General features: G+C 65.8%; 28 protein-coding genes. 18 read left to right on the forward strand and 10 right to left on the reverse strand.

Going from position 1 to position 24,381, the window contains the following annotated elements; all coding sequences use genetic code 11:
- Positions 1-22: 22 nt before the first annotated feature.
- Positions 23-235 (reverse strand): hypothetical protein, encoded by a 213-nt coding sequence (locus BR78_RS0106640; protein ID WP_025560802.1) that lies wholly within the window; start codon positions 233-235, stop codon positions 23-25.
- A gap of 146 nt (positions 236-381) precedes the next feature.
- Between BR78_RS0106640 and BR78_RS21625 the strand changes: the two genes are divergently transcribed.
- A complete protein-coding gene (locus BR78_RS21625) occupies positions 382-564 on the forward strand; it encodes a hypothetical protein (protein ID WP_025560803.1) in 183 nt (60 codons plus the stop codon).
- Between the two features lie 30 nt (positions 565-594).
- Here BR78_RS21625 and BR78_RS0106650 read toward each other — a convergent pair whose 3' ends face one another.
- Genes BR78_RS0106650 through BR78_RS0106660 form a run of 3 tightly spaced genes read right to left on the reverse strand, consistent with a single transcriptional unit; the run spans position 595 to position 2,179 of the window.
- Complete coding sequence (locus tag BR78_RS0106650) at positions 595-1,128, reverse strand: pseudouridine synthase (RefSeq protein WP_025560804.1); 534 nt, start codon at positions 1,126-1,128, stop codon at positions 595-597.
- The gene (locus BR78_RS0106655) at positions 1,125-1,493 is read right to left on the reverse strand and encodes a reverse transcriptase-like protein (protein ID WP_025560805.1); all 369 of its coding nucleotides are present in this window, start codon (positions 1,491-1,493) and stop codon (positions 1,125-1,127) included. The genes BR78_RS0106650 and BR78_RS0106655 overlap by 4 nt, the downstream gene beginning before the upstream one ends.
- 50 nt (positions 1,494-1,543) lie before the next feature.
- Positions 1,544-2,179 carry a S24 family peptidase gene (locus BR78_RS0106660; RefSeq protein WP_231478177.1) on the reverse strand — a complete coding sequence of 212 codons (636 nt, stop codon included), beginning with the start codon at positions 2,177-2,179 and terminating at the stop codon, positions 1,544-1,546.
- Positions 2,180-2,263: 84 nt separating this feature from the next.
- Between BR78_RS0106660 and BR78_RS0106665 the strand changes: the two genes are divergently transcribed.
- A complete protein-coding gene (locus tag BR78_RS0106665; RefSeq protein WP_025560807.1) occupies positions 2,264-2,446 on the forward strand; it encodes a hypothetical protein in 183 nt (60 codons plus the stop codon).
- Positions 2,443-2,757: a hypothetical protein gene (locus tag BR78_RS0106670; protein ID WP_025560809.1), complete on the forward strand. Its 315-nt coding sequence runs from the start codon at positions 2,443-2,445 to the stop codon at positions 2,755-2,757. The genes BR78_RS0106665 and BR78_RS0106670 overlap by 4 nt, the downstream gene beginning before the upstream one ends.
- 181 nt (positions 2,758-2,938) lie before the next feature.
- Here the strand turns inward: BR78_RS0106670 and BR78_RS0106675 are convergent, their stop codons facing one another.
- Together BR78_RS0106675 and BR78_RS0106680 are read right to left on the reverse strand one after the other, a co-directional pair.
- Complete coding sequence (locus tag BR78_RS0106675; protein ID WP_025560810.1) at positions 2,939-3,814, reverse strand: hypothetical protein; 876 nt, start codon at positions 3,812-3,814, stop codon at positions 2,939-2,941.
- Positions 3,811-5,052 carry a TIGR04063 family PEP-CTERM/XrtA system glycosyltransferase gene (locus tag BR78_RS0106680; protein ID WP_025560812.1) on the reverse strand — a complete coding sequence of 414 codons (1,242 nt, stop codon included), beginning with the start codon at positions 5,050-5,052 and terminating at the stop codon, positions 3,811-3,813. The genes BR78_RS0106675 and BR78_RS0106680 overlap by 4 nt, the downstream gene beginning before the upstream one ends.
- A 513-nt stretch (positions 5,053-5,565) precedes the next feature.
- Here BR78_RS0106680 and BR78_RS0106685 point away from each other — a divergent pair.
- The 7 genes from BR78_RS0106685 to BR78_RS0106715 all read left to right on the forward strand — a co-directional run bounded on the left by BR78_RS0106685 (position 5,566) and on the right by BR78_RS0106715 (position 13,198).
- On the forward strand, positions 5,566-7,302 hold the full coding sequence (locus BR78_RS0106685; protein ID WP_025560813.1) for a calcium-binding protein: 1,737 nt from the start codon (positions 5,566-5,568) through the stop codon (positions 7,300-7,302).
- Positions 7,303-7,988: 686 nt separating this feature from the next.
- Positions 7,989-8,141, forward strand: a complete 153-nt coding sequence (locus tag BR78_RS21945) for a hypothetical protein (RefSeq protein ID WP_197021287.1) — start codon at positions 7,989-7,991, stop codon at positions 8,139-8,141.
- On the forward strand, positions 8,134-9,483 hold the full coding sequence (locus BR78_RS0106695) for a putative O-glycosylation ligase, exosortase A system-associated (RefSeq protein ID WP_025560814.1): 1,350 nt from the start codon (positions 8,134-8,136) through the stop codon (positions 9,481-9,483). Before BR78_RS21945 ends, BR78_RS0106695 begins: the two co-directional genes overlap by 8 nt.
- Positions 9,480-10,577: an acyltransferase family protein gene (locus BR78_RS0106700; protein WP_029725432.1), complete on the forward strand. Its 1,098-nt coding sequence runs from the start codon at positions 9,480-9,482 to the stop codon at positions 10,575-10,577. The genes BR78_RS0106695 and BR78_RS0106700 overlap by 4 nt, the downstream gene beginning before the upstream one ends.
- Before the next feature lie 92 nt (positions 10,578-10,669).
- Positions 10,670-11,686: a DNA topoisomerase IB gene (locus BR78_RS0106705; protein ID WP_025560816.1), complete on the forward strand. Its 1,017-nt coding sequence runs from the start codon at positions 10,670-10,672 to the stop codon at positions 11,684-11,686.
- A gap of 7 nt (positions 11,687-11,693) precedes the next feature.
- Entirely contained in the window at positions 11,694-12,818 is a 1,125-nt protein-coding gene (locus BR78_RS0106710; protein WP_025560817.1) for a mechanosensitive ion channel family protein, read from the forward strand.
- A gap of 2 nt (positions 12,819-12,820) precedes the next feature.
- Entirely contained in the window at positions 12,821-13,198 is a 378-nt protein-coding gene (locus BR78_RS0106715; RefSeq protein WP_025560818.1) for a VOC family protein, read from the forward strand.
- Here BR78_RS0106715 and BR78_RS22365 read toward each other — a convergent pair.
- Together BR78_RS22365 and BR78_RS0106720 are read right to left on the reverse strand one after the other, a co-directional pair.
- Positions 13,182-13,250: a PEP-CTERM sorting domain-containing protein gene (locus BR78_RS22365; protein WP_156022260.1), complete on the reverse strand. Its 69-nt coding sequence runs from the start codon at positions 13,248-13,250 to the stop codon at positions 13,182-13,184. The genes BR78_RS0106715 and BR78_RS22365 overlap by 17 nt on opposite strands.
- A 125-nt stretch (positions 13,251-13,375) precedes the next feature.
- Complete coding sequence (locus tag BR78_RS0106720) at positions 13,376-14,302, reverse strand: DUF2167 domain-containing protein (protein WP_025560819.1); 927 nt, start codon at positions 14,300-14,302, stop codon at positions 13,376-13,378.
- A 322-nt stretch (positions 14,303-14,624) separates the two neighbouring features.
- On the opposite strand from BR78_RS0106720, the gene BR78_RS0106725 reads away from it, so the two are divergent.
- The 6 genes from BR78_RS0106725 to BR78_RS0106750 all read left to right on the forward strand — a co-directional run bounded on the left by BR78_RS0106725 (position 14,625) and on the right by BR78_RS0106750 (position 19,017).
- Entirely contained in the window at positions 14,625-15,056 is a 432-nt protein-coding gene (locus BR78_RS0106725; protein WP_029725435.1) for a MaoC family dehydratase, read from the forward strand.
- Between the two features lie 153 nt (positions 15,057-15,209).
- Positions 15,210-16,388 (forward strand): acetyl-CoA C-acyltransferase, encoded by a 1,179-nt coding sequence (locus BR78_RS0106730; protein ID WP_025560821.1) that lies wholly within the window; start codon positions 15,210-15,212, stop codon positions 16,386-16,388.
- 208 nt (positions 16,389-16,596) lie between these two features.
- Positions 16,597-17,547, forward strand: a complete 951-nt coding sequence (locus BR78_RS0106735) for a glucokinase (protein WP_029725437.1) — start codon at positions 16,597-16,599, stop codon at positions 17,545-17,547.
- 45 nt (positions 17,548-17,592) lie between these two features.
- Positions 17,593-18,072: a pyridoxamine 5'-phosphate oxidase family protein gene (locus BR78_RS0106740; protein ID WP_029935768.1), complete on the forward strand. Its 480-nt coding sequence runs from the start codon at positions 17,593-17,595 to the stop codon at positions 18,070-18,072.
- A 165-nt stretch (positions 18,073-18,237) separates the two neighbouring features.
- The gene (locus tag BR78_RS0106745; RefSeq protein ID WP_029935770.1) at positions 18,238-18,606 is read left to right on the forward strand and encodes a YkvA family protein; all 369 of its coding nucleotides are present in this window, start codon (positions 18,238-18,240) and stop codon (positions 18,604-18,606) included.
- A 75-nt stretch (positions 18,607-18,681) separates the two neighbouring features.
- On the forward strand, positions 18,682-19,017 hold the full coding sequence (locus BR78_RS0106750; protein ID WP_037566008.1) for a hypothetical protein: 336 nt from the start codon (positions 18,682-18,684) through the stop codon (positions 19,015-19,017).
- Positions 19,018-19,215: 198 nt separating this feature from the next.
- Here the strand turns inward: BR78_RS0106750 and BR78_RS0106755 are convergent, their stop codons facing one another.
- Complete coding sequence (locus BR78_RS0106755) at positions 19,216-20,445, reverse strand: polyhydroxyalkanoate depolymerase (RefSeq protein WP_025560501.1); 1,230 nt, start codon at positions 20,443-20,445, stop codon at positions 19,216-19,218.
- Positions 20,446-20,637: 192 nt separating this feature from the next.
- Between BR78_RS0106755 and BR78_RS0106760 the strand changes: the two genes are divergently transcribed.
- Together BR78_RS0106760 and BR78_RS0106765 are read left to right on the forward strand one after the other, a co-directional pair.
- The gene (locus BR78_RS0106760) at positions 20,638-22,422 is read left to right on the forward strand and encodes an ABC transporter transmembrane domain-containing protein (protein WP_025560500.1); all 1,785 of its coding nucleotides are present in this window, start codon (positions 20,638-20,640) and stop codon (positions 22,420-22,422) included.
- Between the two features lie 196 nt (positions 22,423-22,618).
- Positions 22,619-23,782, forward strand: coding sequence for a saccharopine dehydrogenase family protein (locus BR78_RS0106765; RefSeq protein WP_025560499.1), 1,164 nt, complete (start codon positions 22,619-22,621; stop codon positions 23,780-23,782).
- A gap of 252 nt (positions 23,783-24,034) precedes the next feature.
- On the opposite strand, the gene BR78_RS0106770 is transcribed toward BR78_RS0106765, so the two are convergent.
- Complete coding sequence (locus BR78_RS0106770; RefSeq protein WP_025560498.1) at positions 24,035-24,358, reverse strand: hypothetical protein; 324 nt, start codon at positions 24,356-24,358, stop codon at positions 24,035-24,037.
- Between the last annotated feature and the right edge of the window lie 23 nt (positions 24,359-24,381).

Consider the following 24,381-nt stretch of genomic DNA (forward strand, 5'->3'; position numbering starts at 1 on the left):
CCCCGAGCCGCGTATCGGCTCCCTAGTGGACGGTCCCCACTGCGCGCGGAATCGACATCAGCAGCACGAGGCGCTCGATCTGGCGCCAGCGGCAGAAATGGATGTGGTTGCCGAGATCGCGGCTGCGGTCGGCGCGCGCGGCGGCTTCGGAGCCCGCGTCCTCACCGAACGCGCGGATCAGGTCGGTGGCGTCGGCGACTTCGCGCGCGTCCCCGAGATAGGGCAGATATTCCATGGACACTCCGGCTGCGCGCTTCCGCGGACTCGATGCGCCTCCCTTACTCCACCGATTCTAAAGCTTTCGCGGCTCAGCAAGGTGAAGCGCCGCTAACCATTTCCGCGGCAGTGGCGCCGCGCGAGCGGACCGGCTAAGGCGCGGCCATGGCAAATCCTCCCTCCCGCACGCCGATGGCCGGCGGCTTCCTGCTCGCGGTCAGCCTGCTCGCCGGCACCATCATCGGCGCCGGCCAGGGCGAGGCTTCGATGGGCTTCGTCGCGGGACTCGGCGTCGGGCTGGTCCTGCTGCTCGTCGTCTGGCTGATCGATTGGATGCGGACGCGCTAGACCGCCACGCCCCATCGCGGGCGGCCGGCTTCAGGCCTCCCGCCATTCCCCCGGCGCCATACCGTCCAGCGTCCAGTCGCCGACACTCCAGCGCACCAGCCGCAGGGTCGGATGGCCGATCGCGGCGGTCATCCTGCGCACCTGCCGGTTCCGCCCCTCGCGGATCGTCAGCCTGATCCAGCAATCGGGCACGGTCTTGCGGAATCGCACCGGCGGGTCGCGGGGCCAGAGCGCAGGCGCCGCGATGCGCTCGGCCTCGGCGGGGCGAGTCATGCCGTCCTTCAAGCGGACGCCCTGCCGCAGCGACGCGAGACCGGCTTCGGTCACATCGCCTTCGACCTGCACGAGATAGGATTTGGGCAGCTTGAATTTGGGATCGGCGATCCGCGCCTGCAGCCGCCCGTCGTCGGTGAGCAGGAGCAGGCCCTCGCTGTCGCGGTCGAGCCGTCCTGCCGGATAGACGCCGGGTACCTTGATGAAATCCGCCAGGGTCGGCCGGCCCGAACCTTCATCGGTGAACTGGCACAGCACATCATAGGGTTTGTTGAACAGGATCAGCGTCATCGGCCGTGCAGCCTTGCGAGTGCGATCCCCGCGAGGTTCTGGGCGCGTTTGATATAGCGCACGCGCGGCGGCCGCCCAGCCGATACCAGCGCGCGGAATCGTTCGAGATGGGCAAGCGCGGCGCCGCGACACTTCACTGCGCCATTGGCCTTGGCGACGACGTCCGCAGCGTCGCCGAGCAGGACGAAATCCGGCACGGCGAGCGATTGGGCGATCGTCAGCGCATGGATCAGCGCCAGCCACTCGGCATCCGCGCTGGTACCCTCGCCCAGGTCGCGCAGGACCGTCGTCCGTCCGCCGGCAACGACCGCGACTTCCATTGCGCCCGGATTGGGACGGCATCCCCCGTCGAAGAATATCTTCATGTCCGTCGGCTGTAGCGCGCGGCGATCACTCGCGCCAATCACCTCGACACCTAGACCAACGCCCTCCCCAGCCACGCCACCCGCCCGACAATCTCCACGTCGCTTCCCGGGCAAATCCGCACGGGCCAGGCCGGATTGTCGCTGACCACCTCGATCCCGCCCACCGCGGTGCGCAGCCGCTTGACCATCAGTACCCCGTCGAGGCGGATCACGAAGATTCCACCCTTGCCGCGCACTTCGCGATGGTCGCGGTCGACCAGTATCTCGTCGCCGTCGGACAGAGTCGGCTCCATCGAATCGCCCTCGACCCGGATCATGGACGCCGCGGCGGCGCGCACGCCCAATTGCCGCAGCAGGGCCTGCGACAGCGCACCCGGGCGCCGCGCCGCTTCGTCCTCGGCCAGCCGTCCCGGACCCGCCGAAGCGCCGATGTCGAGCCGCGCGATCTCCGTCAGTCCCTCCGCCTCGCGCCCGCCCAGCCGCGTCTCGGGCACGCCGAAGAAGCGCGCGAGCAGGGCCCGGTCGCGCTCGGCCAGCTCGCGCGGACTGCCACGGCGGACATATTGCTGCAGATAGGCGGCGTTGCGCCCGATCACGCGCGACAGCTCGGCAAAGCTGACGCCCTGCTCCGCCATCAGCGCCTCCAGCGCCGCGCGTTGCGCACCCGGTTCCATACTCGTTTTCATAGCCGTAGGAATTTTCCTAGACAAGTAGGATTTGAAGAACAAAACATGATCATAGTTCAGCGACTCGCGTAGGAGAAGGGCCCGATGTCGGTGCATCGTGAAATCGAGAAATTCCTTCGGCGGACCGACATGCCCGCCACCAAGTTCGGCCGGCTGGCGATCGGCGATCCTGGGCTGGTGCGCGATCTGCGCAACGGCCGCGAACTGCGTCCGCGCACGGAAGCGCGAGTCGAGGCGTTCCTCGCCATGCAGGGAGCGGGGCGATGAGCCGCGGTCCCGACGCAGCGACTTCGCTCGAGCGGGCGCTGCTCGCAGCCGCCGATGCCGCAGGTTGCCCGGCGATCCTCGTCACGAGCGACTGGACGCGCTGGGCGAGCGCGACCTTCACCGGCGCACGGCACAGCCTCACGCTCACCGCGCAGCCAAGCCCGAGGCTGGACCAGTGGCTGGTCGGCCTGAGCGAAGCCGAGTTCGCACTGCGCAACTATCTGGTGGCGGACCTGGTGGTCACGCGCATGTGCCGCGACGGGGATCTGGTGACGGTCGTGATCGAGGCGCTGACCGTGGAGGAACGTTAAGCGGTAGCAACTTCCAGATTCCCCTCCCTTTTAGGGAGGGGTTAGGGGTGGGTAAGGAAAGCCGGGCTCGATGCCCGGCCTTTCCTTCTTTTCCAAACAGCTCGATGGGCTCGCTACGCTCGCACCCACCCCCGCCCCTCCCTTGCAGGGAGGGGAGTTGCGCGGCCGAATGTCGATCTGCTTAGGCGCGGCGGGCCATGTTGCGTAGCGTGACCAGCGCGTCTTCGAGCCCGCGTTCCCTTGCGCGGCGCTCGACGCGCGGCGAGGGTGCGGCCGCGGTGGCGATGTTCTTGCGGACCACCCCGCGCTCGAGCCGTTCGAGCAGCGCGTGCACCGAAGCCTCGGTTTCCGGCCGGGTGATCGCATCCTCGCGCGACACCAGGGAGATCGGCCGAGGCTCGGGGCGGACCGGAGTCGGCAATTCGAACACTTCGAAGCGCTCGGTCTCGTCGAACACCGGCGGCGTGGGACCGCGGCTGAGCGGCGGCAGCGCGACCGGCGCGGCCAGCGGCACTTCGGGCATCGCCTCGGGATCGAAGGCCGCGAGCGGCTGATCGAGGTCGATCGGCAGCGGCTGCTCGATCGGCGCGATCGCGAGCGGTTCCGCGACTTCGACCGTTATTTCTTCGATCTCTTCGATCTCTTCGACTTTCACGATGTCGGCCGGCGTGCGGAACGCGTCGAACGGCCGTCCCAGGTCGCGGGTCGCGAGCAACGGCGGCCGCGGCGGCGCATCCGGATGCGCGTCGGCGCGGCGAAGCACGGGCGTCGGCACCGTATCGGGATCGATCTCTTCGCCGTCGCCGATCGCCACGGTGCGCGAACCGAGCAGAACGAACAGAGCGAACCAGCTGGACAATGCAACGGCCCCGCCCGCGCCGAGCGCCATGATGAAGCGCGCGGTGAATCCGAGCGGCGGCTCGGTGGCGGCGATGACGGCGGGCAACCCGCTATCCATCACCAGCGCCTCGAGCACGGGCATCGGCACCACAAGGGTACCGAGCGCCACGGCACCGCCGAGCAGGCCGGCGATCACGGGGGCGATCGGCAGATTCATGCGTTCACCGTTGATGCGTGCGACCGCGAGTCCTTCATGGGATTCGACTCTGCAAGATTTTGGTAAACAGATTGATACCGGGCGACATTGACAGCCCAGTTACGCTCCTCCTCGACGAACGCCCGCCCCCGCGCACGCCGCGCGTCCCACTGATCGCGATCGGCGAAAAGCCGTGACAAGGCAGTCGCGATCGCCGCCGGATCGTCGGGTTTGAACAATGTGCCGGTATCGCCGTCGCGGATCAGTTCGCGGTGCCCGCCCACGTCCGACGCGGCCACCAGCCGCCGCTGCGCCATCGCCTCCAGCGGCTTGAGCGGCGTCACCAGCTCGGTCAGCCGCATGGCCTTTCGAGGATAAACCAGGATATCGACCAGGCTGTAGTAACGCTCGACTTCCTGGTGCGGCACGCGCCCGACGAAGCGGATGCGCTCGGCCACCGGCGAAGTCTCGGCCTGCGCGCGCAGCGCCGCCTCCATCGGCCCGCCGCCGACCAGCACGAGATGCATAGACGGCCGCACCGCCACCAAAGCCGGCATCGCGTCGATCAGCACGTCGAGCCCTTCATAATCGTAAAAGCTGCCGATGAATCCGATCGTCTCGGCCCCGGCCACGCCCAGCTGTTCCGCCAGCGCTTTGTCATAGAGCAGCGGCTCGCCGAACAAATTGAGGTCGACGCCATTGGGCGAGACGAGGATCTTGCCCGGATCGATCCCGCGCGCGACGAGGTCGCCCTTCAATCCCTCGCAGATCACCGCCACTGCATCGGCCTTGCGCACCGCCCGCGTCTCGAGCGCGCGGGTGGCGCGATATTTCAGGCTGCCCTCGCGTCCGGTGCCGTTGCCGACCGCGGCATCCTCCCAGAAGGCGCGGATCTCGTAGACCAAAGGCAGGCCGAGCCGATCGGCGACGCGCTGCGCCGCCATCGCATCCAGCACCGGCGAATGGGCATGGAGCACGTTCGGCCGCCACGCGCGCGCCACCGCCTCGATCCGCCGCGCGAACGCCGCGACTTCGCGCAGCTCGCCGATCACCGGCGGCCCCGGATCGACTTGCGGAGTGCGATGGAAACGAATCCCGTCGATCGTCTCTTCGTCGGCGTCGAACTTGCCGTGCCGCGGCCCGGTCACCGCCGCCACGTCCCACCCGCGCGCGATCTGCGCTTTCAGGATCGCCCGGGTGCGGAAGGTATAGCCGCTCTGGAGTGGCAGGCCGTGATCGAGGACATGAAGAATCCGCATGCGCCCGCTCTGCCACGAGAGCACTTAACGGCGCGTCAACCGGGTCTCCCCCGACGAGGTGCCGGAGCCAAAAGCGAACCGGCAGCTTCCGCCCCACTTGCGGTCATTGTCTGTCGCTCAGGCATTGCGGCTAGGCGGAAGCCCTTAAGCCGACCGTCCGCTTGCCCCTTCTGACGCGGCCGGTCTGCAAACCAGCCATTCCGGACATTGCCGTTTGCGGCCGTGTGTGCACGCCATGAGGTCAGCGCAGCGACAGTTCGATCCGCATCGCTTTCCCAGGCCGTCGCCGCGAAAATCGATCTTGCTTCAGCGCTTGGCTTATCGGATTCAGGCAGAGCCTTGTTCTGGAGGCCGTATTTGGACAGACAAGCATGATCACGACGCAGCCGCCGAGCCCCGCTTGATACGGGAGATACACGGACGCGCTCGGCCGAAAGCGCCGCAAGACGTTTCGCAAACGCAAAAGCATGGATCGCCCCGGAGGCGTTCCGTCGAGAGAGCAAGGACAGGATTATGGCGATCATCAACGGCACCGACGGAGACGACGACCTGGTCGGAACCAATGCCGCGGACGTAATTAACGGCCTGGGCGGCGACGACAAGCTGACGGCGGGCGCAGGCGACACGCTCAACGGTGGGGACGGCGACGACAGGCTGATCGGAGCTTACGGCGCCATATTGAATGGTGGGGCCGGCATCGACACCGCCGACTATACCGGCAAGGTCGGCATGATGACGATCGACCTGGCAGCCGGCACCGGAAGTTTTAATGCTGCCCAGGGCACCCAGTTCATCGACGTCGAGAACGTCATCGGCGGCGAATCGGGTGATCGGATCTTCGGCAATTCGGCGGCCAATCACCTCTTCGGGAATGGCGGCGACGATGCGCTGTGGGGCGGGGACGGCGCCGACATCCTCGACGGCGGGGCAGGCGTGGACACGCTCGATTTCGCCGGCGACAGCGGCGGCGTGGGCGTCGACCTCCGCCTCGGCATCGGCACCGCCGGGAGTGCGGCAGGCGATAGCTATGTCAGCATCGAGAACATCGTCGGCAGCGCCTACGACGACCGACTGACTGCCGGGGCCGGTGTCAACCGGCTTGAGGGCGGCGGCGGCAACGATTGGCTTGACGGGGGCGACGGCGCCGATGTGCTGATCGGCGGTCCGTCTATCGGCTTCCCCGTCCCCTCGGGCGGGCGGGACACCGCGGATTACTCGCAGTCGACTGGCGAGGTGTGGGTCGAACTGTCGGTCAACAACGGGAACGGCGCCGGACATTGGAACTGGGCCGAGGGAGATGTGCTGAGCTCGATCGAGAATGTCGTCGGCAGCGCCTTCGACGATTGGATATACGGGACCGGCTCGAGCACGGGCGACTGGCTTTATGGCGGTGATGGCAACGACCACCTGTTCGGCACCGGTGGCAACAGTGACGAACTCTACGGGGGCAAAGGAAACGACACGCTCGTCAGCACGGCGTCGAGCGTCGGCACCGCATTCCATGGCGGCGCGGGTGCCGACCGGTTGGAAGGCGCGGGCCTCTCCGACATGGCGGACTACGCCGACAGTTCCGCCGCGGTGTGGGTGCATTTGGGCACCGGCCAGGGCTTCTGGAACGATGCGGAAGGCGACACCCTCATCACTATTGAAAACCTACGCGGTTCGCTCGGCAACGACCTGCTCTACGGCAGCGACGGCGACAACGTGATCTACGGCAACGACGGCAACGATGACATCGGCGGTGGCGGCGGCTCCGACACGCTCATCGGTGGGCTGGGCGCGGACGGGATCGACGGGGGCGCCGGCACCGATTTGATCGACTTTTCGGGCAACTTCGGCGCCGTGGCCGTCTCACTCAGGGCTGGCGTAGGAAACTGGAACTACGCCGAGGGCGACAGGTACGCCAACGTCGAGAACGTGATCGGCACCTCGTACAACGACTATCTCGAAGGCGACGCCGGTGCGAACACGCTCACCGGCGGCGGCGGCGAGGACCTGTTCACGTTCGTCAGCGGCTTCGGCAAGGACACGATCACCGACTTCGTCGGCAACGGCGCGGCCTCGGGCGACCGGATCTCCTTCGGGGCCGGGATCTTCACCGGCTTCGACGACATGAAGGCGCACTCGACCCAGGTCAGGCTCGATCCGACCCATACCAACGTCGTGATCCAGTTCGACGCCGCGAACACGGTGACGCTCATCGGGGCGACGCTCGACTCGCTGCATTCGTCAGACTTCGTGTTTTACTGACAGGAGCACAAGTAGATCCTGGCTGTTCCGATGAGGAGCATGGTAACGGCGCGCCATTTCGCACAGCAGGTGCGCGATGCGCGAGCGCGCACGGGAAGATCTCCAATGCGCTGCTGCTCTCGGTCGGGCAGGATCGACCGGCTATTGAGGCGCGCAAGGAAGGGTTCGAGATTAGAGTGCGCGGGGTTGCGCGCGTGGGGCATGCTGGATCATGAGGGCGGCCCGACTTGCAAGCGGGGGCACCTGTGTCTCTCTGCCGCCGATGCCTGCTGGCAAATTGTAGGCGATGAAGTTGCAATCGACAGAAGTTAATACAGTTCCCAATGTGCGCGAGTTTGAACGACTGCATCCCACCCGATAGCAGACATATTCAGCCTCTACGTCAACAGCGCCTGCGCACCGCGCATCATCGAACGCGCGCCACTGGGAATGTAGGATTTCGTGTGCCATCCTCCACGCCGCGCTCTTTGATATCGTCGAGACCAGCCCACGCATCGCGCAACGATGTTACGCAATCGCGCAACGAAAGTTCACGATTCGCGGGAAAAGTGTGAAGTTAAGCCCGCCAAATCCTACAATCCGAGTCGTCGGCGGAAAGCCACGCACGTCACCAAACCCGCACCCTAGTTTACGCCGCGTCAACCCAACCGCACTACACCCCGCCCGGAAGGAGCGCGCGGGCGGACATGATCGACAATCTATCGCTCGGGCTCTCGCATGGGCTGATGCTGCTTGCGGCCTTCCTGCTGCTGCGCCGCCCCGACCTCGATCACGAGCCGGGCCCGGGCGATCCACCCGCCAGCCCGAAGAAAAGCCGCTGGGGCAAGCCCGGTGCGTGATCTCGCCTTCATCGCATTCCTCGCGGCATTGCTGGCGACGGGCTTTCGCCGCCCGTTCCTGTTCGTGCTCGCTTACGCCTATATCGACATCGTCTCGCCGCAGCGGCTGACCTATCTGCTGCTCAATTCGGTCCCGATCTCGATGCTCGCGGTCGCGCTCGCCGTGGCCGGCTGGCTGGCGTTCGACGACAAGAAGGATGTCCGCGTCGCCCCGCGCCAATTCCTGATCGTGCTGCTGCTCGGCTATTGCCTCTACACCACGCTCCACGCCGATTTCCCGATCGAGGCGAAGGACAAATGGGAATGGGTGTGGAAGGCGCTCGCCTTCGCCGCCTTCCTTCCGCTCACGCTACGGACCCGGCTGCGCATCGAATCGCTGTTGCTGTTCATGGTGCTCTCCGCCGCCTCGATCATCATCGTCGGCGGGATCAAGACGCTCGGCTCGGGCGGCGGCTATGGCGAATTGAACCTGATGGTGACCAACAATTCGGGCCTCTACGAAGGCTCGACCATCTCCACGGTGGCGATCGCGATCATTCCGCTGATCGTCTGGTTCACCCGCCACGGCACGATCTTCGCACCCGACTGGCGGGTAAAGGCCTTCAGTTACGCCCTCATCTTCGCCTGCCTGCTGATCCCGATCGGCACCTCGACGCGCACCGGTCTGCTCTGCATCGGCCTGCTCGCCTTGCTGATGATCCGCGATACCAGGCGCAAGTTCGTCTATCTCGCGGCACTCGGCGGCCTCGGCCTCGCCGCCGTGCCCTTCCTCCCCTCCGCCTTCACCGAGCGGATGGAGACGATCAAGACCTACCAGGCCGATGCCTCGGCCTCGACTCGGATCGCGGTGTGGAAGTGGACGATGGACTATGTGAAGACGCGCCCGCTGGGCGGCGGCTTCGAGGCCTATCGTCAGAACCAGATCCGCTACGAGAAGGTCGCGATTCAGGAGGATGGCGGCCAGGCCAAGGTCGATCGCAGCCTCGAGGTCGACAAGGCGCGCGCCTATCACAGCGCCTATTTCGAGATGCTCGGCGAGCAGGGTTATCCCGGCCTCGCCATCTGGCTGCTGATCAATGTGGCCGGCCTGTTCCGCATGGAAGTGCTCCGCCGCCGCTATCGCAAGCCCGAGCCCGGACAGGAATGGATCGCGCCGCTGGCCAGCGCCCTGCAGAGCGCGCACATCATCTACCTGCTCGGCGCGGTGTTCATCGCGATCGCGTTCCAGCCCTTCGTCTACATGCTGATCGGCGCGCAGATCGGCCTCGACACCTATTGCGGCCGCAAGCGCGCCGAGAGCGCGTGGCGCCCGCTGCGCAAGGCCCGGGCCGCGATCGCGTGAAGACCGAGCTTCGGGCGTTGACTTCGATCCGCGGGATCGCCGCGTGGTTCGTCGTGCTCTTCCACATCCGCCTGTCGATCGCCGGGCTGCCCGCGCCCGCCGCGGCAGTGCTCGCCAAGGGCTATCTGGCGGTCGACTTCTTCTTCCTGCTGTCTGGATTCGTCATCTGGATGAGCTGGTCGGAAAGGCTGCGCGCCGGCGGGCCCGCGGCGGTTCCCGAATTCCTCAAGCGCCGGATCGCCCGCATCTGGCCGCTCCATCTGTTCATGCTCGGCTTCGGCGCGCTGCTGGCGCTCGCGCTGGCGGCGACTGGGCGCGAGGCGCCGCACTTCCCGTTCGCGGAGTTGCCGCTCCACGTCGCGCTCCTCCAGAACTGGGGCTTCACTTCCGCGCTCGCTTGGAACGACCCCGCCTGGTCGATCTCGTGCGAGCTCGGCGCCTATCTGCTGTTCCCGCTGCTTGTCCTCGCGATCGATTGGCGCCGCGTGCCCGCTCCGGCAATCCTCGCCGCCATCGTCGCTTTGCTCGTGCTGCTGCACAGCGTCTTCGCGCTGCGGGGAGCCACGGCATTGGGGCAGGAAATCCCCCGTCTCGGGCTGATCCGCTGCGTGCTGGAGTTCGCCTGCGGCACGGCGATCGGGGCACTATGGCTGCGCTGGCGCGAGCAATGGCGTCGGCCCGCCCTCGCCTGCGCGGCCATGGCGCTGGTCCTGCTCGGGAGCTGGCTCGCCAGGCTGCTACCCGAAACCCTCGCCGTCCCCGCAGCCTTCGCCGCCCTGCTCCTCGCGCTCGCCCTCACCGCCGGCAAGCCTGGCAACCCACTCGAAGGCCGCGCGCTCCATTATCTCGGTGACATCAGCTACGCGACCTATCTCGGCCATTTCCTGCTCTGGTTCGCCTTCAAGCTCGTGCTCGTCAGCGACGCGCACGCGGTCGGCGCGCCGCTGATCGCGCTTTATCTCGTACTGGTGCTCGCCAGCTCCGCGGCGCTCTACCATTGGGTGGAGCGGCCCGCGCAACGCCGGGTGAACGGCCTGTCGTACAGGCGATCGCGGCAAGCGCAGCCCGCAGGGAGCGGATCCCCGCACGGCTGAACGCGGAGGTGTTCGCTGCCACCTCGTAATTCGCGCAGGTTCCGGAACGAAGCGATGCTCCGCGCATTCAACGGGTCAAGCGAGGAGGCCCGATGACGCTCGACGCCATCGTCTATGTCGATGATCGGGAACCCGGAATCACACGGCGCAAGGTGCGCCACGGCTGGGGCTATTGGGACCCGGACGGCAAGCGGATCACCGATCGCGACGAGATCGACCGGTTGAACCGGATCGGCCTGCCCCCCGCTTATTCCGACGCATGGTTCTGCCCCGATCCCAACGGCCACATCCAGGCGGTCGGCTGGGACGATCGGGGCCGCAAGCAATATCGCTACCACACCGGCTTCCGCGAGGCGCAGGAGGCGGCGAAATACGATCGCTGCGCCGGCTTCGGCCATAGTCTCCCCAAGCTGCGCGAGCGCGTCGAGTCCGATCTGAAACTACGCGGGCTGTGCAAGGAGAAGGCAGTCGCCGCGGTCGTCCGCCTCCTCGATCTGGGCACGATCCGCGTCGGCAACGAGGCATATGCGCAGGAGAATAAGAGCTTCGGCGCCACTACGCTCCGGAAGCGCCACGTCAAGGTGAAGGGCCAGACGCTCAAGCTCCAGTTCCGCGCCAAGTCGGGCAAGCTGCGCGTAATGACGATCACCGATCGCACGCTCTCCGCTTTCGTAAAACGGTGTCAGGACCTGCCCGGGCAAAACCTGTTCCGCTGGCTCGATGAGGCAGGCGAGACGCACCCGGTCACTTCGACCGACGTCAATGCCTATATCCGCGAGGCGATGGCGGACGATTTCACTGCCAAGCATTTCCGCACCTGGGGGGCGAGCGTCATCGCATTCGCGGCGCTCGCCACAGCCGACGACTATGTCGGAATCAAATCGATGCTCGAACCGGTGACCGAGGCGCTGGGCAACACGCCCTCGATCGCGCGCAAATCCTATGTCCATCCCCGGTTGATCGAGCTGGCAAAGGACAGGGACGCGCAGGCCGAATTTCGCGAACGCTTGCACCTGCCGCGCGCCACCCGCTACCTCAACCGTTACGAACGCGGTCTGATTGCCTTCCTCGAGGATGACATCGCCGCTCCCCGAGCCAAGGCAGCCTGAGTAGCGCATGACCACCAACAAAGCCCCGATCCTACCCGACGTCGACCTCCAGACCCAGACCGAAGTGCTGGTTCGCGATTCATCGATCTGGGTCCAGTCGCATTGGCTCAACATCCTGATCGCAGCCGCCATCGCCACTGCCATCGTCGTCGCGCTCTATGCGGCGCGCGGCTGGGGCGTGCGGCTGTGCAGGCGCGGCGAAGGCGTGGCGAATTGGTATTCGATCTTCGGGCGCGCCGTCGCGAAGACCGGAACCTTCTTCATCGTCATGATCGCTCTGCGGCTGGTGTCGAAATATGCCGGTGCGCCGCCGATGGTCGAAGCCACCATCCAGTTCCTCTTCACCATAGCCGCGGTGTTCCAGGCCGCGATCTGGGTACGGGAGGTCATCTTCGGGCTGATCGAGCACCGCACTTATGGCAACGATGCCGGAACCGGCCTCGCCAGTGCGCTCGGCATCATTCGTCTGCTCGTCACGATCGTGCTGTTCGCGATCGCGCTGGTGATGGTGCTCAGCAATCTGGGCGTGAACGTCACCGGCCTCGTCGCTGGCCTCGGCATCGGCGGCATCGCCATCGGCCTCGCCGCGCAGGGCATTTTCGGGGACCTCATCGCGGCATTGTCGATCATCTTCGATCGGCCCTTCCGCCTGGGCGACAACATCAAGTTCGGCGCCAGCGAAGGCGTGGTCGAGCAGATCGGGCTCAAGTCGACCCGGCTGCGCGGCGCCGCGGGGGAACTGCGCATCGTCTCGAACCGCAAGCTGCTCGACAACGAGATCCTCAACACCAGCGATCGCATCCGCAATCGCTTCAAGTTCATCTTCAACCTCGGCTACGATACCCCGCCCGAAGTGGTGGATGCGCTCCCCGAGCTGCTCCGCGACGCCGTCGAGAGCTCGGGCTACAAGATCAACCATGGCGGGATCACCGGCTTCAGCGCCACCGGGCTCGATTACGATGTCGAGTTCGAATCGCAGGGAATCGATTTCCCGCCCGAAGCCCGCGACAAGGTCGCCGCGGCGATCCTCGCGCGCTTTCGCGATCACAAGATCACCTTCGCCTATCCGACCCAGCTCAATCTGATTGCACCCGAACGCCCGTTTCCGCCGTTGCAAGGCAAGGAGGAATGACGATGCTCGCAGACAGGAACAGCTCCGCCATCGTGCCGTGCCGCGACGTCGCGGCCGCCAAACGCTTCTACACCGGGACATTGGGCCTGCCGCTCGCCGAGGATCATGGCGCGGTGTTCGCGGTCCGCACCGGCGGCACCAGGCTCAATGTCTACAAGAGCGACTATGCCGGCACCAACAAGGCCAACGCCGTGGTCTGGGACGCCGGCAGCGAAGTCGAGGCGATCGCCGCCGATCTGCGCGCAAAGGGCGTCACACTCGACGAATATCCCGAAGGTTTCGACGAAGTCCGCCAGGGCGTCCACGTGAAGGGCGATTTCCGCGCAATCTGGTTCACGGATCCCGACGGCAACATCCTCCACGTCAACGGCGTCGCCTGAGACCCGCTCCAACGGTTCCCCCCGTCACCCCGGCCAAAGTGCCGGGGTCCACTCAGCCTCACTGGCAGCGCTCGAACCTCTTATCTGGCCCTCGCCTCCCGGTGGACCCCGGCACTTCGGCCGGGGTGACGGTTGCGGATTGGGCCAACCGCATTCCCCACCGAAGGTCGACCCGCCCTAGATCGTGCCTTCGTCCTTGCGCCCGAAGAACTTCCGGAAAAAGCCCAGCGCAGCCGCGCCGAACGCGGCGAGGCCGATCAGGATCACCTTGCCGAACTTGAGGATGATCGCCAGCAGCCCGACCTTCTTGGCCACGCCCAGCGCAACGCCGCCCGCAACCAGCCCGGCCAGCCCGTATTCGGCCGCCTTGTCGGTCGAAGCATCGAAGTCGGTATAGGCCGCACCGGGCTCGAAGCTTACCGATTTGCCGAAGCTCTGCGCCGCGGTGCGGACATCGCCCAGATCCTTCATCGAGGCGAGCATGTTGAGGCTCAGCACCCCGGTCCGTCCGAGCATTCGCACGTCATAGTTGAGCCCGTTGACCGGATCGCCTTCGAGCGCGAGTTCGCGGGCCCAGATCAGCGCGTGGTTGCCGGCATCATAAGCCGGCGGCTGCGCCCATCCGACAAGGTGCATCGCCGGATAGCCGGCCTGCTTGCGCTCGGCATTCTGCGATTCGGCGCCTTCCTGCATGCCCTTGAGCACCGTGCCGTAATCCTGGCTCTGCGCGTCGGTGTCGGCGACGTGCCCGGTGTCCTCATAAGTGATCACCGCCCCCCAGACATTGTTGAAGATCGTCGTGTCCTTCGCCAGCACCATGCCCAGCACGCCCTCGGCGGTCTCGGGCGGATTGTGCCAGCCCTCGACGAGCACGCGCTTCGCGTCCGCCGCCGGCAGGAAATAATAGCGGTCGCCCAGATGCATCACTGCCTTGGCTTCGGGGATTCGCACGTCGCCGGTCTGCGGGTGCAGGCTCTTCTCCAGCGAGGCCATCGCGGGCGGAAGCGCCCGGCCTTCCGCCTTGGGCGGATCCTTCGCCCCTGCCGGCACCGCCATGCACAACATCACCGCCAGCGCCGCCGCGCTGCTCCCCCAGTTTCGCATGCCCATTCCCCCTATCGGCCGCGAAGCCGGCCACCCGGAATTGGAACTTCAGATGCCCCTCTCGTCAAGCGAAAGCCGTGTCGCCTCGCCGGCCCCGAAGCTCGCCGGGGACGCACGAGCGACCACTTTAGAACATCGGGTTCGGTAATACGGCGCAAATCGACGCCGATTGCGCGAGGTATGGACGCTACGTCAGGCGTAGTTTTCAAATTTCCGGTCGGTTGAGGCTTGCGATAAACCCATCGGGTTCACTAGATGGGGCTGCGCAATGCGGGATTTGCGCGGGAGAGCAGTCTCGGTGGATACGATCAGCGTCCAGCAGATGGCCGAAAGCATCGGCACCGAACGCGTGTCCGACTGGGTCGAGGTCACGCAGGCGATGATCGACCAGTTCGCCGAGGCTACCGGCGATCACCAGTTCATCCATGTGAACCCCGAAATGGCGGCGAAGACGCCGTTCGGCGGCACGATCGCGCATGGCTTTCTGTCGCTCTCGCTGATGCCGATGCTCGCCGCGAAAACCGGCGCGCCGAAGATCCAGGGCGTGAAGATGGGCGTCAATTACGGCGGCAACAAAGTCCGCTTCCTCACGCCCGTCCGTTCCGGCAAGCGCGTCCGCGGCCGCTTTAAGCTGCTCAAATTCACTGAGCGCAAGCCCGGTGTCTGGGAACAGGTTCAGGAATATATTCTCGAGATCGAAGGCGAGGAAAAGCCCGCGCTGATCGCCGAATGGATCGCGCTGGTTTACGTGTGACGCAGAATCTCCCCTCCCTGCAAGGGAGGGGTCGGGGGTGGGTGCGAGCCGAAGGCGAGCCTCCCTCCGCTGAAGAAGAGGCCGACGCTGCCGCGTCGGCACCCACCCCCAGCCCCTCCCTTGCAGGGAGGGGAGCAGAAGAGAGAAGAACCCATGTCCCGCTCCGCAGTCATCGTCTCCACCGCCCGCACGCCGATCGGCCGCGCCTATCGCGGCGCGTTCAACGCGCTTCCCGCCCCGACGCTCGGCGCGCATTCGATTCGCGCCGCGGTCGAGCGCGCCGGGATCGATCCCGCCGAGGTGCAGGACGTGGTGTTCGGCGCCGCGCTCCAGCAGGGCAGCCAGGCCGCCAACATCGCCCGCACGGCGCTGCTCCGCGCGGGCCTCCCGGTAAGCGTCGCCGGCATGTCGGTCGATCGGCAATGCGCCTCGGGGCTGATGGCGATCGCCACCGCCGCCAAGGAGATCATGGTCGACAATATGGACATCGCGATCGGCGGCGGCGTCGAATCCATCTCGCTCGTCCAGACCCCCGCGATGCGCGTCGAACCCGATCGCGAGCTGCTCGCGATGCACGGCGACATCTACATGCCGATGCTCCAGACCGCCGAAGTCGTCGCCGCGCGCTACGGCATCGGCCGCGATCGCTGCGACGAATACGCCCTCCAGTCGCAGCAGCGCACCGCCGCCGCGCAGGCCGCGGGCAAGTTCGACGACGAGATCGTTCCCGTCACCGCGACGATGAACGTGACCAACAAGGAGACCAAGGAGGTCACCCAGAAGGAAGTCACGCTTTCGAAGGACGAAGGCAACCGCGCCGACACCACGCTCGAAGGCCTCAAGAGCCTCAACCCCGTTCTCCCCAACGGCACCGTCACTGCCGGCAACGCCAGCCAGCTCTCGGACGGCAGCTCGGCCAGCGTGCTGATGGAGGAATCGCTCGCCTCGAAGCGCGGCCTGACCCCGCTGGGCCGCTATGTCGGCATGGCCGTCGCGGGCACCAAGCCCGACGAGATGGGCATCGGCCCGGTCTATGCGATCCCCAAGCTGCTCGAGCGCTTCAACCTCAAGATGGACGATATCGGCCTGTGGGAGCTCAACGAGGCTTTCGCGGTCCAGGTGCTCTATTGCCAGGACAAGCTCGGCATCCCGGGCGAATTGCTCAACGTCAACGGCGGCGCGATTTCGATCGGCCATCCTTACGGCATGTCGGGCGCGCGCATGACCGGCCATGCGCTGATCGAAGGCAAGCGCCGCGGTGCGAAGTACGTCGTGGTGACGATGTGCATCGGCGGCGGCATGGGCGCGGCGGGGCTGTTCGAGGTCCTGTGACTCGCGCCTGCCCGGGCATCGCGGCAGTGCATTGCCGCGATGTCCGGGACGCCAAGCCGATGTAACAAGTTCCGCTTGCTTCAAGAGCGACTGACGCCATAATCTCCTGACAACGCTGCCATTCAATATCTTGTTGTTTCAGCAATAAGTGTTAGCGATACCAGTGTCGAACCCTGCAAAAAGGGGCACTTACAGGAGGGGCCCGCACGTGGCTGGAGACTTGGCGCTGGTGGCCGATATCGGCCGCCAATCGGTTCGATTTGGCCTGACCGGCGGAGACGCGGGTCTGATGCCGCGCGATGTGCGCAAGTACATGACCGTCGAGCATCCCACCTTCACCAGCGCATTGGTCGCCTATCTGGGCGGCGTCGGGCTGCAGGAAGCGCGCCTGCCGAGCGTGCTCGCAGTGGCGGGCGCAGTGCGCGGCGACCTGATCAACCTGACGGGCAGCCGCTGGTACATCTCGCTCTCGGGCGTCGAGGCGGTCCTCCGCGTCCGCCCGCGCGCGCTCAACGAATGCGCCGCCAATGCGCTCGCGTTGACCATGCTCCCGATCTCCGCCTTCACACCGCTGCAGGGGCCGGCCCCCAAGCTGGTCGAGCCGGGCGGTAATTATGTCGTGATCGGCACCGGCACCGGGCTCGGCGTCGCGGCGCTGATCACCGCGCATGGCCGGCTTTCGCCGGTCCAGACCGAAGCTGGCCATATGTCGTTTGCCCCGGTCACCGCCGACGAACGCAAATTCGCCGATTATTGTACGTCGAAGGGCATCATCTTCGACATCGAGACGTTGCTCAGCGCCCCCGGCCTGCTGCTCGCTTATGAGGCGCTTTCCGGCGGCACCAAGATCGGAAAGCCCGAGGAGGTGACGCGCAACATCGGGCGCGATCCGGTGAGCACCGCGGTCGTCCGGATGTTCGTCGAGCATCTCGGGAGCTTCGCGGGGGATCTCGCGCTGGCTTATGGCGCGTGGGACGGCGTGTTCCTCACCGGCGCGATCGCCCGGGCGCTCCATCCGCAATTGATGGACCCCGGCTTCCGCCGCCGCATGGAAGGCAAGGCCACGTTCCGGCGCCAGCTCTCCGAAGTGCCCGTCTCGCTGGTCAACCGCACCGACCTCGAGCTGCTCGGCGCCGCCGCCGCTCTGGGGAACGCCTGAACCGCCGCGTCGTTAACTCTCCCGAACGCAATCCGGGAGCGCAGCATGGCCGACGTCGCCGAACTCAAAAAGGATCTCTGGAAGAAGCTGGACGACAGCCCGTTCGTGATGATCGGGCTGGCGGACGGCGGGCACAGCATCCCGCTCACCGCCCAGCTCGACAAGGATCAAGTCGACACGTTGTTCTTCTTCGTCGGCAAGGACAATCGCCTCGCCAAGGGCGGCCCGGCGATGGCGCAATTCGTGTCGAAGGGGCACGATTATTTCGCCTGCCTCGCCGGCACCGCGCGGATCGACAATGATTTCGCGATGATCGACAAGCTCTGGAGCCGCTATGTCGAGGCGTGGTTCCCCGGTGGCAAGGATGACCCCAACCTCGCCTTGCTCCGCTTCGACATCGACAGCGCCGAATTGTGGGAGACGGACATGTCGGTCTCCGGCGCGCTCAAGATGCTGTTCGGCGGCAAGATCAAGGGCAGCGAGGAAGGCAGTCACGCGGTGGTCGACACCACTGCCGAAAGTTGATCCCCCACACCGTCACCCCCGCGAAAGCGGGGGCCCATCTCGTGCAGAAGCGGCAAGCTGCAACAGCTGTCGTATCTGCGGCGCGTCCGGGAGATGGGTCCCCGGTTTCGCGGGGATGACGATTGTGGATTGACCAGCGTCCCTTTTCCGCGCGATTCCATCACCATGGGCCCGTCGCTTGCGCACCGCATCCGCACCGAAGCGCACGCCGTCTGGCTCGCCGCGCGCGATCCGCGGACGCCTTTCTACGCCAAGCTGTTCGGTCTGCTGATCGCCGCTTATGCGCTGTCGCCGATCGATCTGATTCCCGATTTCATCCCCGTGCTCGGCCTGCTCGACGACGTGATCCTGATCCCGATCGGCGTTTGGCTGTTCGAGAAGATGATCCCGCGCGACCAGTTCGCCGAACACCGTGCCCAGGCCGAGATCGCGACGCGACGCCCGGTTAGCTGGGGCGGCGTGCTGATCGTGCTGATGATCTGGGGTCTGGTCGCGATCCTCGCCTGGAGCGCGCTGGTCACTGCCTATGATTGAGTCCGGTCTGGTTCCAGCACGCTTCAACCTGTCATGCTTCGACTTTACGAACGGCGTTCCAGAGGGGTGAGAACGATGAATCCTGATCTTCGGAACCGGTTGGCCGGGCTTCTGTTCTCTGCGGTCGGTGTGGCATTGGGCTGGTGGGGCATCTGGTTGCCGCTGCAAGCGGCCCGCGCGCAAATGCCCGAAGTGCGCTACCATCTCGAGATATTCGCCCTCGTGCCGCTCACGCTCGTCTTTGGCCTGTTTCTGTTCATCGCCGGCGACAAATTGCCCTATCGCGATGCCGCACGGCAGACGCTCACGCCCATTGGCTGGGTGCTTTTCGCCATAATCGCGATCTGCGCCGCCGGATCGTTCTTCTGGCTGAAGAGCACCTTCGCCGAGCTCGGCTACCAAAACGGCTAGGTTTAGGCCCTATCGACATTCAACCGTGAACTCCCCTCCCTGCAAGGGAGGGGCCGGGGGTGGGTGCGAGCGTAGCGAGCCCATCGAGCTGCTCGGGAAAGAAGGAAGGGCCGGGCATCGAGCCCGGCCCTTCCTTACCCACCCCTAACCCCTCCCTTGCAGGGAGGGGGACAGGTGAAGTCGACGCCCCGACGGCGCTCAGTCGTTCGCGGCGATCCACTGCTCGAGCACCGGCGCGATCTTCGTCCGCCACTTCGAGCCGTTGAAGATGCCGTAGTGGCCGACTTCGGGCGCCATGTGGTACTTCTTCATCTTCGCCGGCAGCTTGTCGGCAATCGTCAGCGCCGCCTTGGTCTGCCCCAGCCCCGAAATATCGTCGCGCTCGCCTTCGATCGCGAGGATCGCGACATCGGTGATCGCCGACGGATCGACCTTCCGCCCGCGATGCAGCATCTCGCCCTTGGGCAGCGCGTGGCTCTGGAACACCACGTCGATCGTCTGGAGGTAGAATTCGGCGGTCATGTCGCAGACCGAGCGATATTCCTCGTAGAACTTCATCGTCGAATCGGCGCCTTCGCCGTCGCCCTGGACGAGATGTTTGAACATCTCCCAATGGCTGACCATGTGGCTGCCGAGGTTCATCGTCATGAACCCCGCAAGCTGCAGGAAGCCGGGATAGACCCGCCGCCCCGCGCCGGCATAGGTCGCCGGGATCGTCGCGATCACGTTCTGCTCGAACCAGGTGTGCGGCCGCTCGGTGGCGAGCGTGTTGACCGCGGTCGGCGCCTCGCGCGTGTCGATCGGGCCACCCATCATGGTGAGCGTCTTCGGGCGGTTCGGATGCTTGTCCGCGCTCATCAGCGCCGCGGCGGCAAAGGCCGGGACCGAGGGCTGGCACACTGCCAGCATATGCGGCCGCGGATCGCCTTGGGCTCCGATATGCGCGAGGAAGGCGATCAGATAGTCGACATAGTCATCGAGGTCGAAGCGCCCCTCGGCCAGCGGCACCAATTTCGCGTCGCGCCAGTCGGTGATGTAGACGTCGGCCGTGGGGAGCATCCGCTCGACCGTGCCGCGCAGCAACGTGGCGTAATGGCCGGACATCGGCGCCACGATCAGCAGCTTTGGTCCGCCTTCCACGCCCTTGCGGACGAAGCGCTTCAATTGCCCGAACGGCATCCGCAGCACGATTTCCTCGTGCACTTCGATCTGCTTGCCATCGATGGTGGTGAAATCGAGCCCGAAATCCGGCTTCCCGCGCGGTGCGGATGCGTGTGCGAACACTTCGAGCGCCGAGGCGAGCACCGGCCCACCGCCGAAATAGGCAAAAGGATTGGCCGGATTGTTGAGCAGCCCCGCGGAGAAATTGGCCCATGCGCTGGCGCCGGCGAGGAGCGAGCGTTGAATCTCGTAAGCGTCGTAGAGCATTCAATTCCTTCCACCGTCCCCCGTTCGGAAACGGCGCGACTTATCTTACTAATAGGCTCCGCCCTGTTGCGGCGCAACGCCGTCGTACCAAATCTCCCAAATATGGGATGAGTTGCCATCTCCCTCTCCCCTTGTGGGAGCGGGAGCAAGAGACAGTTCCCCTCCCCTGCCAATCGCGCTACGTCGCGGCGCATGGCCGAACCCGTACCTGCGCCCGCTCCCCAATCCCGGCGCAAGCTCAGCAACCTGCTCGTTGTCTGGAGCTTCACGCGCCGCTATCCGCTCCAGCTCGCGGTGGCGACGCTGGCGCTGATCACCTCGTCGGTCGCGACTCTGTGGATCCCGCGCACCTTCAAGCAGATCGTCGACAACGGCTTCGCCAAGGGCGCAGATACGAGCACCATCGGCGTCTATTTCCAGGGCCTGCTGCTCGTGGTCCTCACGCTCGCGATCGCCACCGCGGTGCGTTTCTTCTTCGTGTCGTGGGTCGGCGAGCGCACCGTCGCCGACATGCGGATGGCGGTTCATCGCAACCTGCTGCGCCTGCCTCCCAAATGGTTCGAGGAAAACCGCCCGTCGGAGATCGCTTCGCGCCTCACTTCGGACACCGCGATCGTCGAAATGGTCGTCGGCAACACCGTCTCGACGGCGCTACGCAACCTGCTCACCGGCATCGGCGGCATCATCTACCTGTTCACGCTCGCCCCCAAGATCGCCGCCTTTCTGATCGTCGGCATCCCGCTGATCGTGTTGCCGATCGTCTGGCTCGGCGGCCGGGTCCGCGCTCTTTCCCGCTCGAGCCAGGACCGCGTCGCCGATATCGGCTCGATCGCCTCCGAAACGCTGGGCGCGATGCGCATCGTCCAGGCCTTCGGACAGGAAAAGCGCGAGGCCGAGCGCTTCGAAGGCGCCGTCGGACGCAGCTTCGCCGCCGCCAAGCGCCGCTTCGCGCTCCGCGCGGTGATGACCGCGATGGTGATCGGCCTGCTCTTCACAGCGATCACGCTGATCATGTGGGACGCGGTGTACGGCGTCGCCGAGGGCCGCATATCGGGCGGATCGATCACGGCCTTCGTGATCACCGCGGGCCTCGTCACCGGCTCGTTCGGTGCATTGACCGAAGTCTATGGCGAGCTGCTCCGCGGCTCGGGCGCCGCCAGCCGCCTCGCCGAATTGCTGCGCGAGCAGCCCGACATCGCCGCCCCGGCCCAGCCCGTGCCGCTTCCGCAGCCGCCGCAGGGCGCGGTCGCCTTCGAGCACGTCACTTTCCGCTATCCGACGCGCCCCGAAGTCGCGGTCCTGACCGACTACGCGCTCGACATCCGCCCCGGCGAGACGGTCGCGGTCGTCGGTCCGTCGGGCGCGGGCAAGTCGACGCTGTTCCAGTTGCTCCAGCGTTTCTACGATCCCGAGAGCGGCGCGGTTCGCGTCGACGGCGTCGATATCCGCCAGGCCGATCCGGCCGAGGTTCGCGCCCGCATGGCGATGGTGCCGCAGGAAACGGTGATCTTCGCCGCCTCGGCACGCGACAACCTGCGCTATGGCGCATGGGACGCCAGCGACGAGGCGGTCTGGGCGGCCGCCGAAGCCGCCAACGCCGGTGATTTCCTGCGTGAGCTGCCGCAAGGCCTCGATACCTTCCTCGGCGAAGGCGGTGCGCGCCTCTCGGGCGGGCAGCGCCAGCGTATCGCGATCGCCCGCGCCTTGCTTCGCGACGCCCCGATCCTGTTGCTCGACGAGGCCACTTCGGCGCTCGACGCCGAGAGCGAGCGCCTCGTCCAGGACGCGCTCGAGCGGCTGATGGAGAACCGCACCACGCTGGTCATCGCACACCGGCTCGCCACCGTGCGCGCCGCCGACCGGATCATCGTGATGGACGAAGGCCGCATCGTCGAGACCGGCACCCATGCCGAACTCGTCGGCGCGAGCGGCCTCTATGCGCGGCTGGCGGCGCTGCAGTTCAACGACGCGGCATGACTGGTCACCGCCATCGCTAGAGATTGATCCACTGCGTTGAAGCACTTGTGTTCCCCGGCGAAGGCCGGGGAACACAAGTGCTTCAAACGAGCTGAATCCGACCTTGGCACTCAGATGCGCGGTCGTGACGAATGGCACCACCCCTATTTCTTCGGTTTAGAAAAATGGGTACGGCGCTTTCAAAGAGGAGAGAGAAATGGCCGATCGCGAGTTCGAGATCATCGTCTATGGCGCCACCGGCTTCACCGGCCGCCTCGTCGCCGAATATCTCGCAGCGAACTACCGCCAGGTGAAATGGGCGATGGCAGGCCGCTCGCTGACCAAGCTGCAGGAGGTCCGCGACGAGATCGGCGCCCCCGCGGATACGCCCCTGCTCACTGCCAATGCCGACGATCCCGCCGCCCTGAAGGCGATGACGGCGCGCGCGCAGGTCGTGATCACGACGGTCGGCCCCTATCAGCTCTATGGCGAACCGCTCCTCGCGGCGTGCGTCGAGACCGGCACCGCTTATGTCGATCTGTGCGGCGAACCCAATTTCATGCACGATATGATCGGTAAGTATCAGGACGCCGCAAAGGCCAGCGGCGCGCGGATCGTCTTCTCGTGCGGCTTCGATTCGATCCCCTTCGATCTCGGCGTATGGACCGTCGAGCAGGCCGTGATCGCGAAGTTCGGCAAGCCCGCGCCGCGCGTGAAGGGCCGCGTCCGCGCGATGAAGGGCACCTTCTCGGGCGGCACTTTCGCCAGCGGCAAGGCGACTGCGATGGCCGCCGCCAAGGATCCCGCGGTGTTCAAGGCGCTGATCGATCCCTTCGCGCTCACGCCCGGTTTCGAGGGGCCGAGCCAGCCCAAGGGCGTGCTCCCCGAATATGACGAGGCCGTCGGCGGCTGGGTCGCGCCGTTCATGATGGCGGTGATCAACACCAAGAACGTCCACCGCACCAACTTCCTCGCCGGCCATCCTTATGGCGAGGACTTCCAATATGACGAGATGATGGTCGCCCCCGGCATCGGCGACATCGGCAAGGCCGCGGCCGAGGCAATCGCCAAGATGAACCCGATGAACTCGGAAAAGGGCCCCGCCCCCGGCGAAGGCCCGGGCAAGGAAGAGCGCGAAACCGGCTATTACGACATCGCCTTCATCGCCGAGATGCCCTCGGGCGAGCGCCTCACCGCCAGCGTGAAGGGCGATCGCGATCCCGGCTACGGATCGACGAGCAAGATGATCGCCGAAAGCGCCTTGTGCCTGATCCGGGACGTCCAGGGCGAAGGCGGCATCTGGACCCCCGGCGCACTGATGGCCGAGCCGCTCAGGAAGCGGCTCGAGGCGAAGGCGGGGCTGACTTTCGCGATCGAATGACCGCGCTTGCAATGTAAGATTTCGAGTGCTGGGATCGGGCGGTCGGCTTGTTGCCGCCGCTCTTTCAATCTGGTGGAGAATTGGATTGCGCGAGAATTGCGCGCAAGAATGTTACAAAATGAATCGCGTTTCCGCCAACTGAGTCAAGTTAAGGCCCGTCAAACTCGCTTTGATGCGTACTTCATGCCTCTTTCAGGCCGTGACCGAATCACTCCAGCAGGAGGCAGGGTTATGCGCTCACCTTTCGCTGCGTCAGCCCCGATAGCCGAGCAGGATCAGCCCTGCCGCGACGACGCTGAGCACGATCACCAGCGGCTCGAGAACGCGCCGTCGGGCGTCGTCATCGGCCCTGTAGGCCGCGCGATCGAGCCAATAGCTGCCGGGCGTGGCTTCGTGCACCACGCCTTTGTCGAGCATCCGCTGGAACTGGCCGTGCTCTACCCCCGCTGCCGGTACGAACGGGACCGCGTCTTCGGGGCTGATCGCGTGCTGCGCCAGGAAGTACGCAACGATGCGCTTGCGCGCCTGCGCAATGGCTACCGAGAGGGCCGGCAGAATAGTGTTGGCCGCGCTCATGCTGCTCCTCCACCCGTTGTCGA

The organism is Sphingomonas sp. UNC305MFCol5.2 (genome assembly GCF_000712135.1).
GTDB lineage: Bacteria > Pseudomonadota > Alphaproteobacteria > Sphingomonadales > Sphingomonadaceae > Sphingomonas.

What these genes read in the sequence shown, in the direction of transcription:
- BR78_RS0106675 (WP_025560810.1), bottom strand. Translation starts at nt 3,814, where the DNA reads ATGAATCTGCCGATCGCCCCCGTGATCGCCGGCCTGCTCGGCGGTGCC.
- BR78_RS21625 (WP_025560803.1), top strand. Translation starts at nt 382, where the DNA reads ATGGCAAATCCTCCCTCCCGCACGCCGATGGCCGGCGGCTTCCTGCTC.
- BR78_RS0106705 (WP_025560816.1), top strand. Translation starts at nt 10,670, where the DNA reads ATGACGCTCGACGCCATCGTCTATGTCGATGATCGGGAACCCGGAATC.
- BR78_RS0106765 (WP_025560499.1), top strand. Translation starts at nt 22,619, where the DNA reads ATGGCCGATCGCGAGTTCGAGATCATCGTCTATGGCGCCACCGGCTTC.
- BR78_RS0106670 (WP_025560809.1), top strand. Translation starts at nt 2,443, where the DNA reads ATGAGCCGCGGTCCCGACGCAGCGACTTCGCTCGAGCGGGCGCTGCTC.
- BR78_RS0106655 (WP_025560805.1), bottom strand. Translation starts at nt 1,493, where the DNA reads ATGAAGATATTCTTCGACGGGGGATGCCGTCCCAATCCGGGCGCAATG.
- BR78_RS0106680 (WP_025560812.1), bottom strand. Translation starts at nt 5,052, where the DNA reads ATGCGGATTCTTCATGTCCTCGATCACGGCCTGCCACTCCAGAGCGGC.
- BR78_RS0106750 (WP_037566008.1), top strand. Translation starts at nt 18,682, where the DNA reads ATGAATCCTGATCTTCGGAACCGGTTGGCCGGGCTTCTGTTCTCTGCG.
- BR78_RS0106770 (WP_025560498.1), bottom strand. Translation starts at nt 24,358, where the DNA reads ATGAGCGCGGCCAACACTATTCTGCCGGCCCTCTCGGTAGCCATTGCG.
- BR78_RS0106760 (WP_025560500.1), top strand. Translation starts at nt 20,638, where the DNA reads ATGGCCGAACCCGTACCTGCGCCCGCTCCCCAATCCCGGCGCAAGCTC.
- BR78_RS0106725 (WP_029725435.1), top strand. Translation starts at nt 14,625, where the DNA reads ATGGCCGAAAGCATCGGCACCGAACGCGTGTCCGACTGGGTCGAGGTC.
- BR78_RS0106720 (WP_025560819.1), bottom strand. Translation starts at nt 14,302, where the DNA reads ATGCGAAACTGGGGGAGCAGCGCGGCGGCGCTGGCGGTGATGTTGTGC.
- BR78_RS0106745 (WP_029935770.1), top strand. Translation starts at nt 18,238, where the DNA reads ATGGGCCCGTCGCTTGCGCACCGCATCCGCACCGAAGCGCACGCCGTC.
- BR78_RS0106730 (WP_025560821.1), top strand. Translation starts at nt 15,210, where the DNA reads ATGTCCCGCTCCGCAGTCATCGTCTCCACCGCCCGCACGCCGATCGGC.
- BR78_RS0106660 (WP_231478177.1), bottom strand. Translation starts at nt 2,179, where the DNA reads ATGAAAACGAGTATGGAACCGGGTGCGCAACGCGCGGCGCTGGAGGCG.
- BR78_RS0106650 (WP_025560804.1), bottom strand. Translation starts at nt 1,128, where the DNA reads ATGACGCTGATCCTGTTCAACAAACCCTATGATGTGCTGTGCCAGTTC.
- BR78_RS0106665 (WP_025560807.1), top strand. Translation starts at nt 2,264, where the DNA reads ATGTCGGTGCATCGTGAAATCGAGAAATTCCTTCGGCGGACCGACATG.
- BR78_RS0106710 (WP_025560817.1), top strand. Translation starts at nt 11,694, where the DNA reads ATGACCACCAACAAAGCCCCGATCCTACCCGACGTCGACCTCCAGACC.
- BR78_RS0106755 (WP_025560501.1), bottom strand. Translation starts at nt 20,445, where the DNA reads ATGCTCTACGACGCTTACGAGATTCAACGCTCGCTCCTCGCCGGCGCC.
- BR78_RS0106640 (WP_025560802.1), bottom strand. Translation starts at nt 235, where the DNA reads ATGGAATATCTGCCCTATCTCGGGGACGCGCGCGAAGTCGCCGACGCC.
- BR78_RS0106685 (WP_025560813.1), top strand. Translation starts at nt 5,566, where the DNA reads ATGGCGATCATCAACGGCACCGACGGAGACGACGACCTGGTCGGAACC.
- BR78_RS0106740 (WP_029935768.1), top strand. Translation starts at nt 17,593, where the DNA reads ATGGCCGACGTCGCCGAACTCAAAAAGGATCTCTGGAAGAAGCTGGAC.
- BR78_RS0106715 (WP_025560818.1), top strand. Translation starts at nt 12,821, where the DNA reads ATGCTCGCAGACAGGAACAGCTCCGCCATCGTGCCGTGCCGCGACGTC.
- BR78_RS21945 (WP_197021287.1), top strand. Translation starts at nt 7,989, where the DNA reads ATGATCGACAATCTATCGCTCGGGCTCTCGCATGGGCTGATGCTGCTT.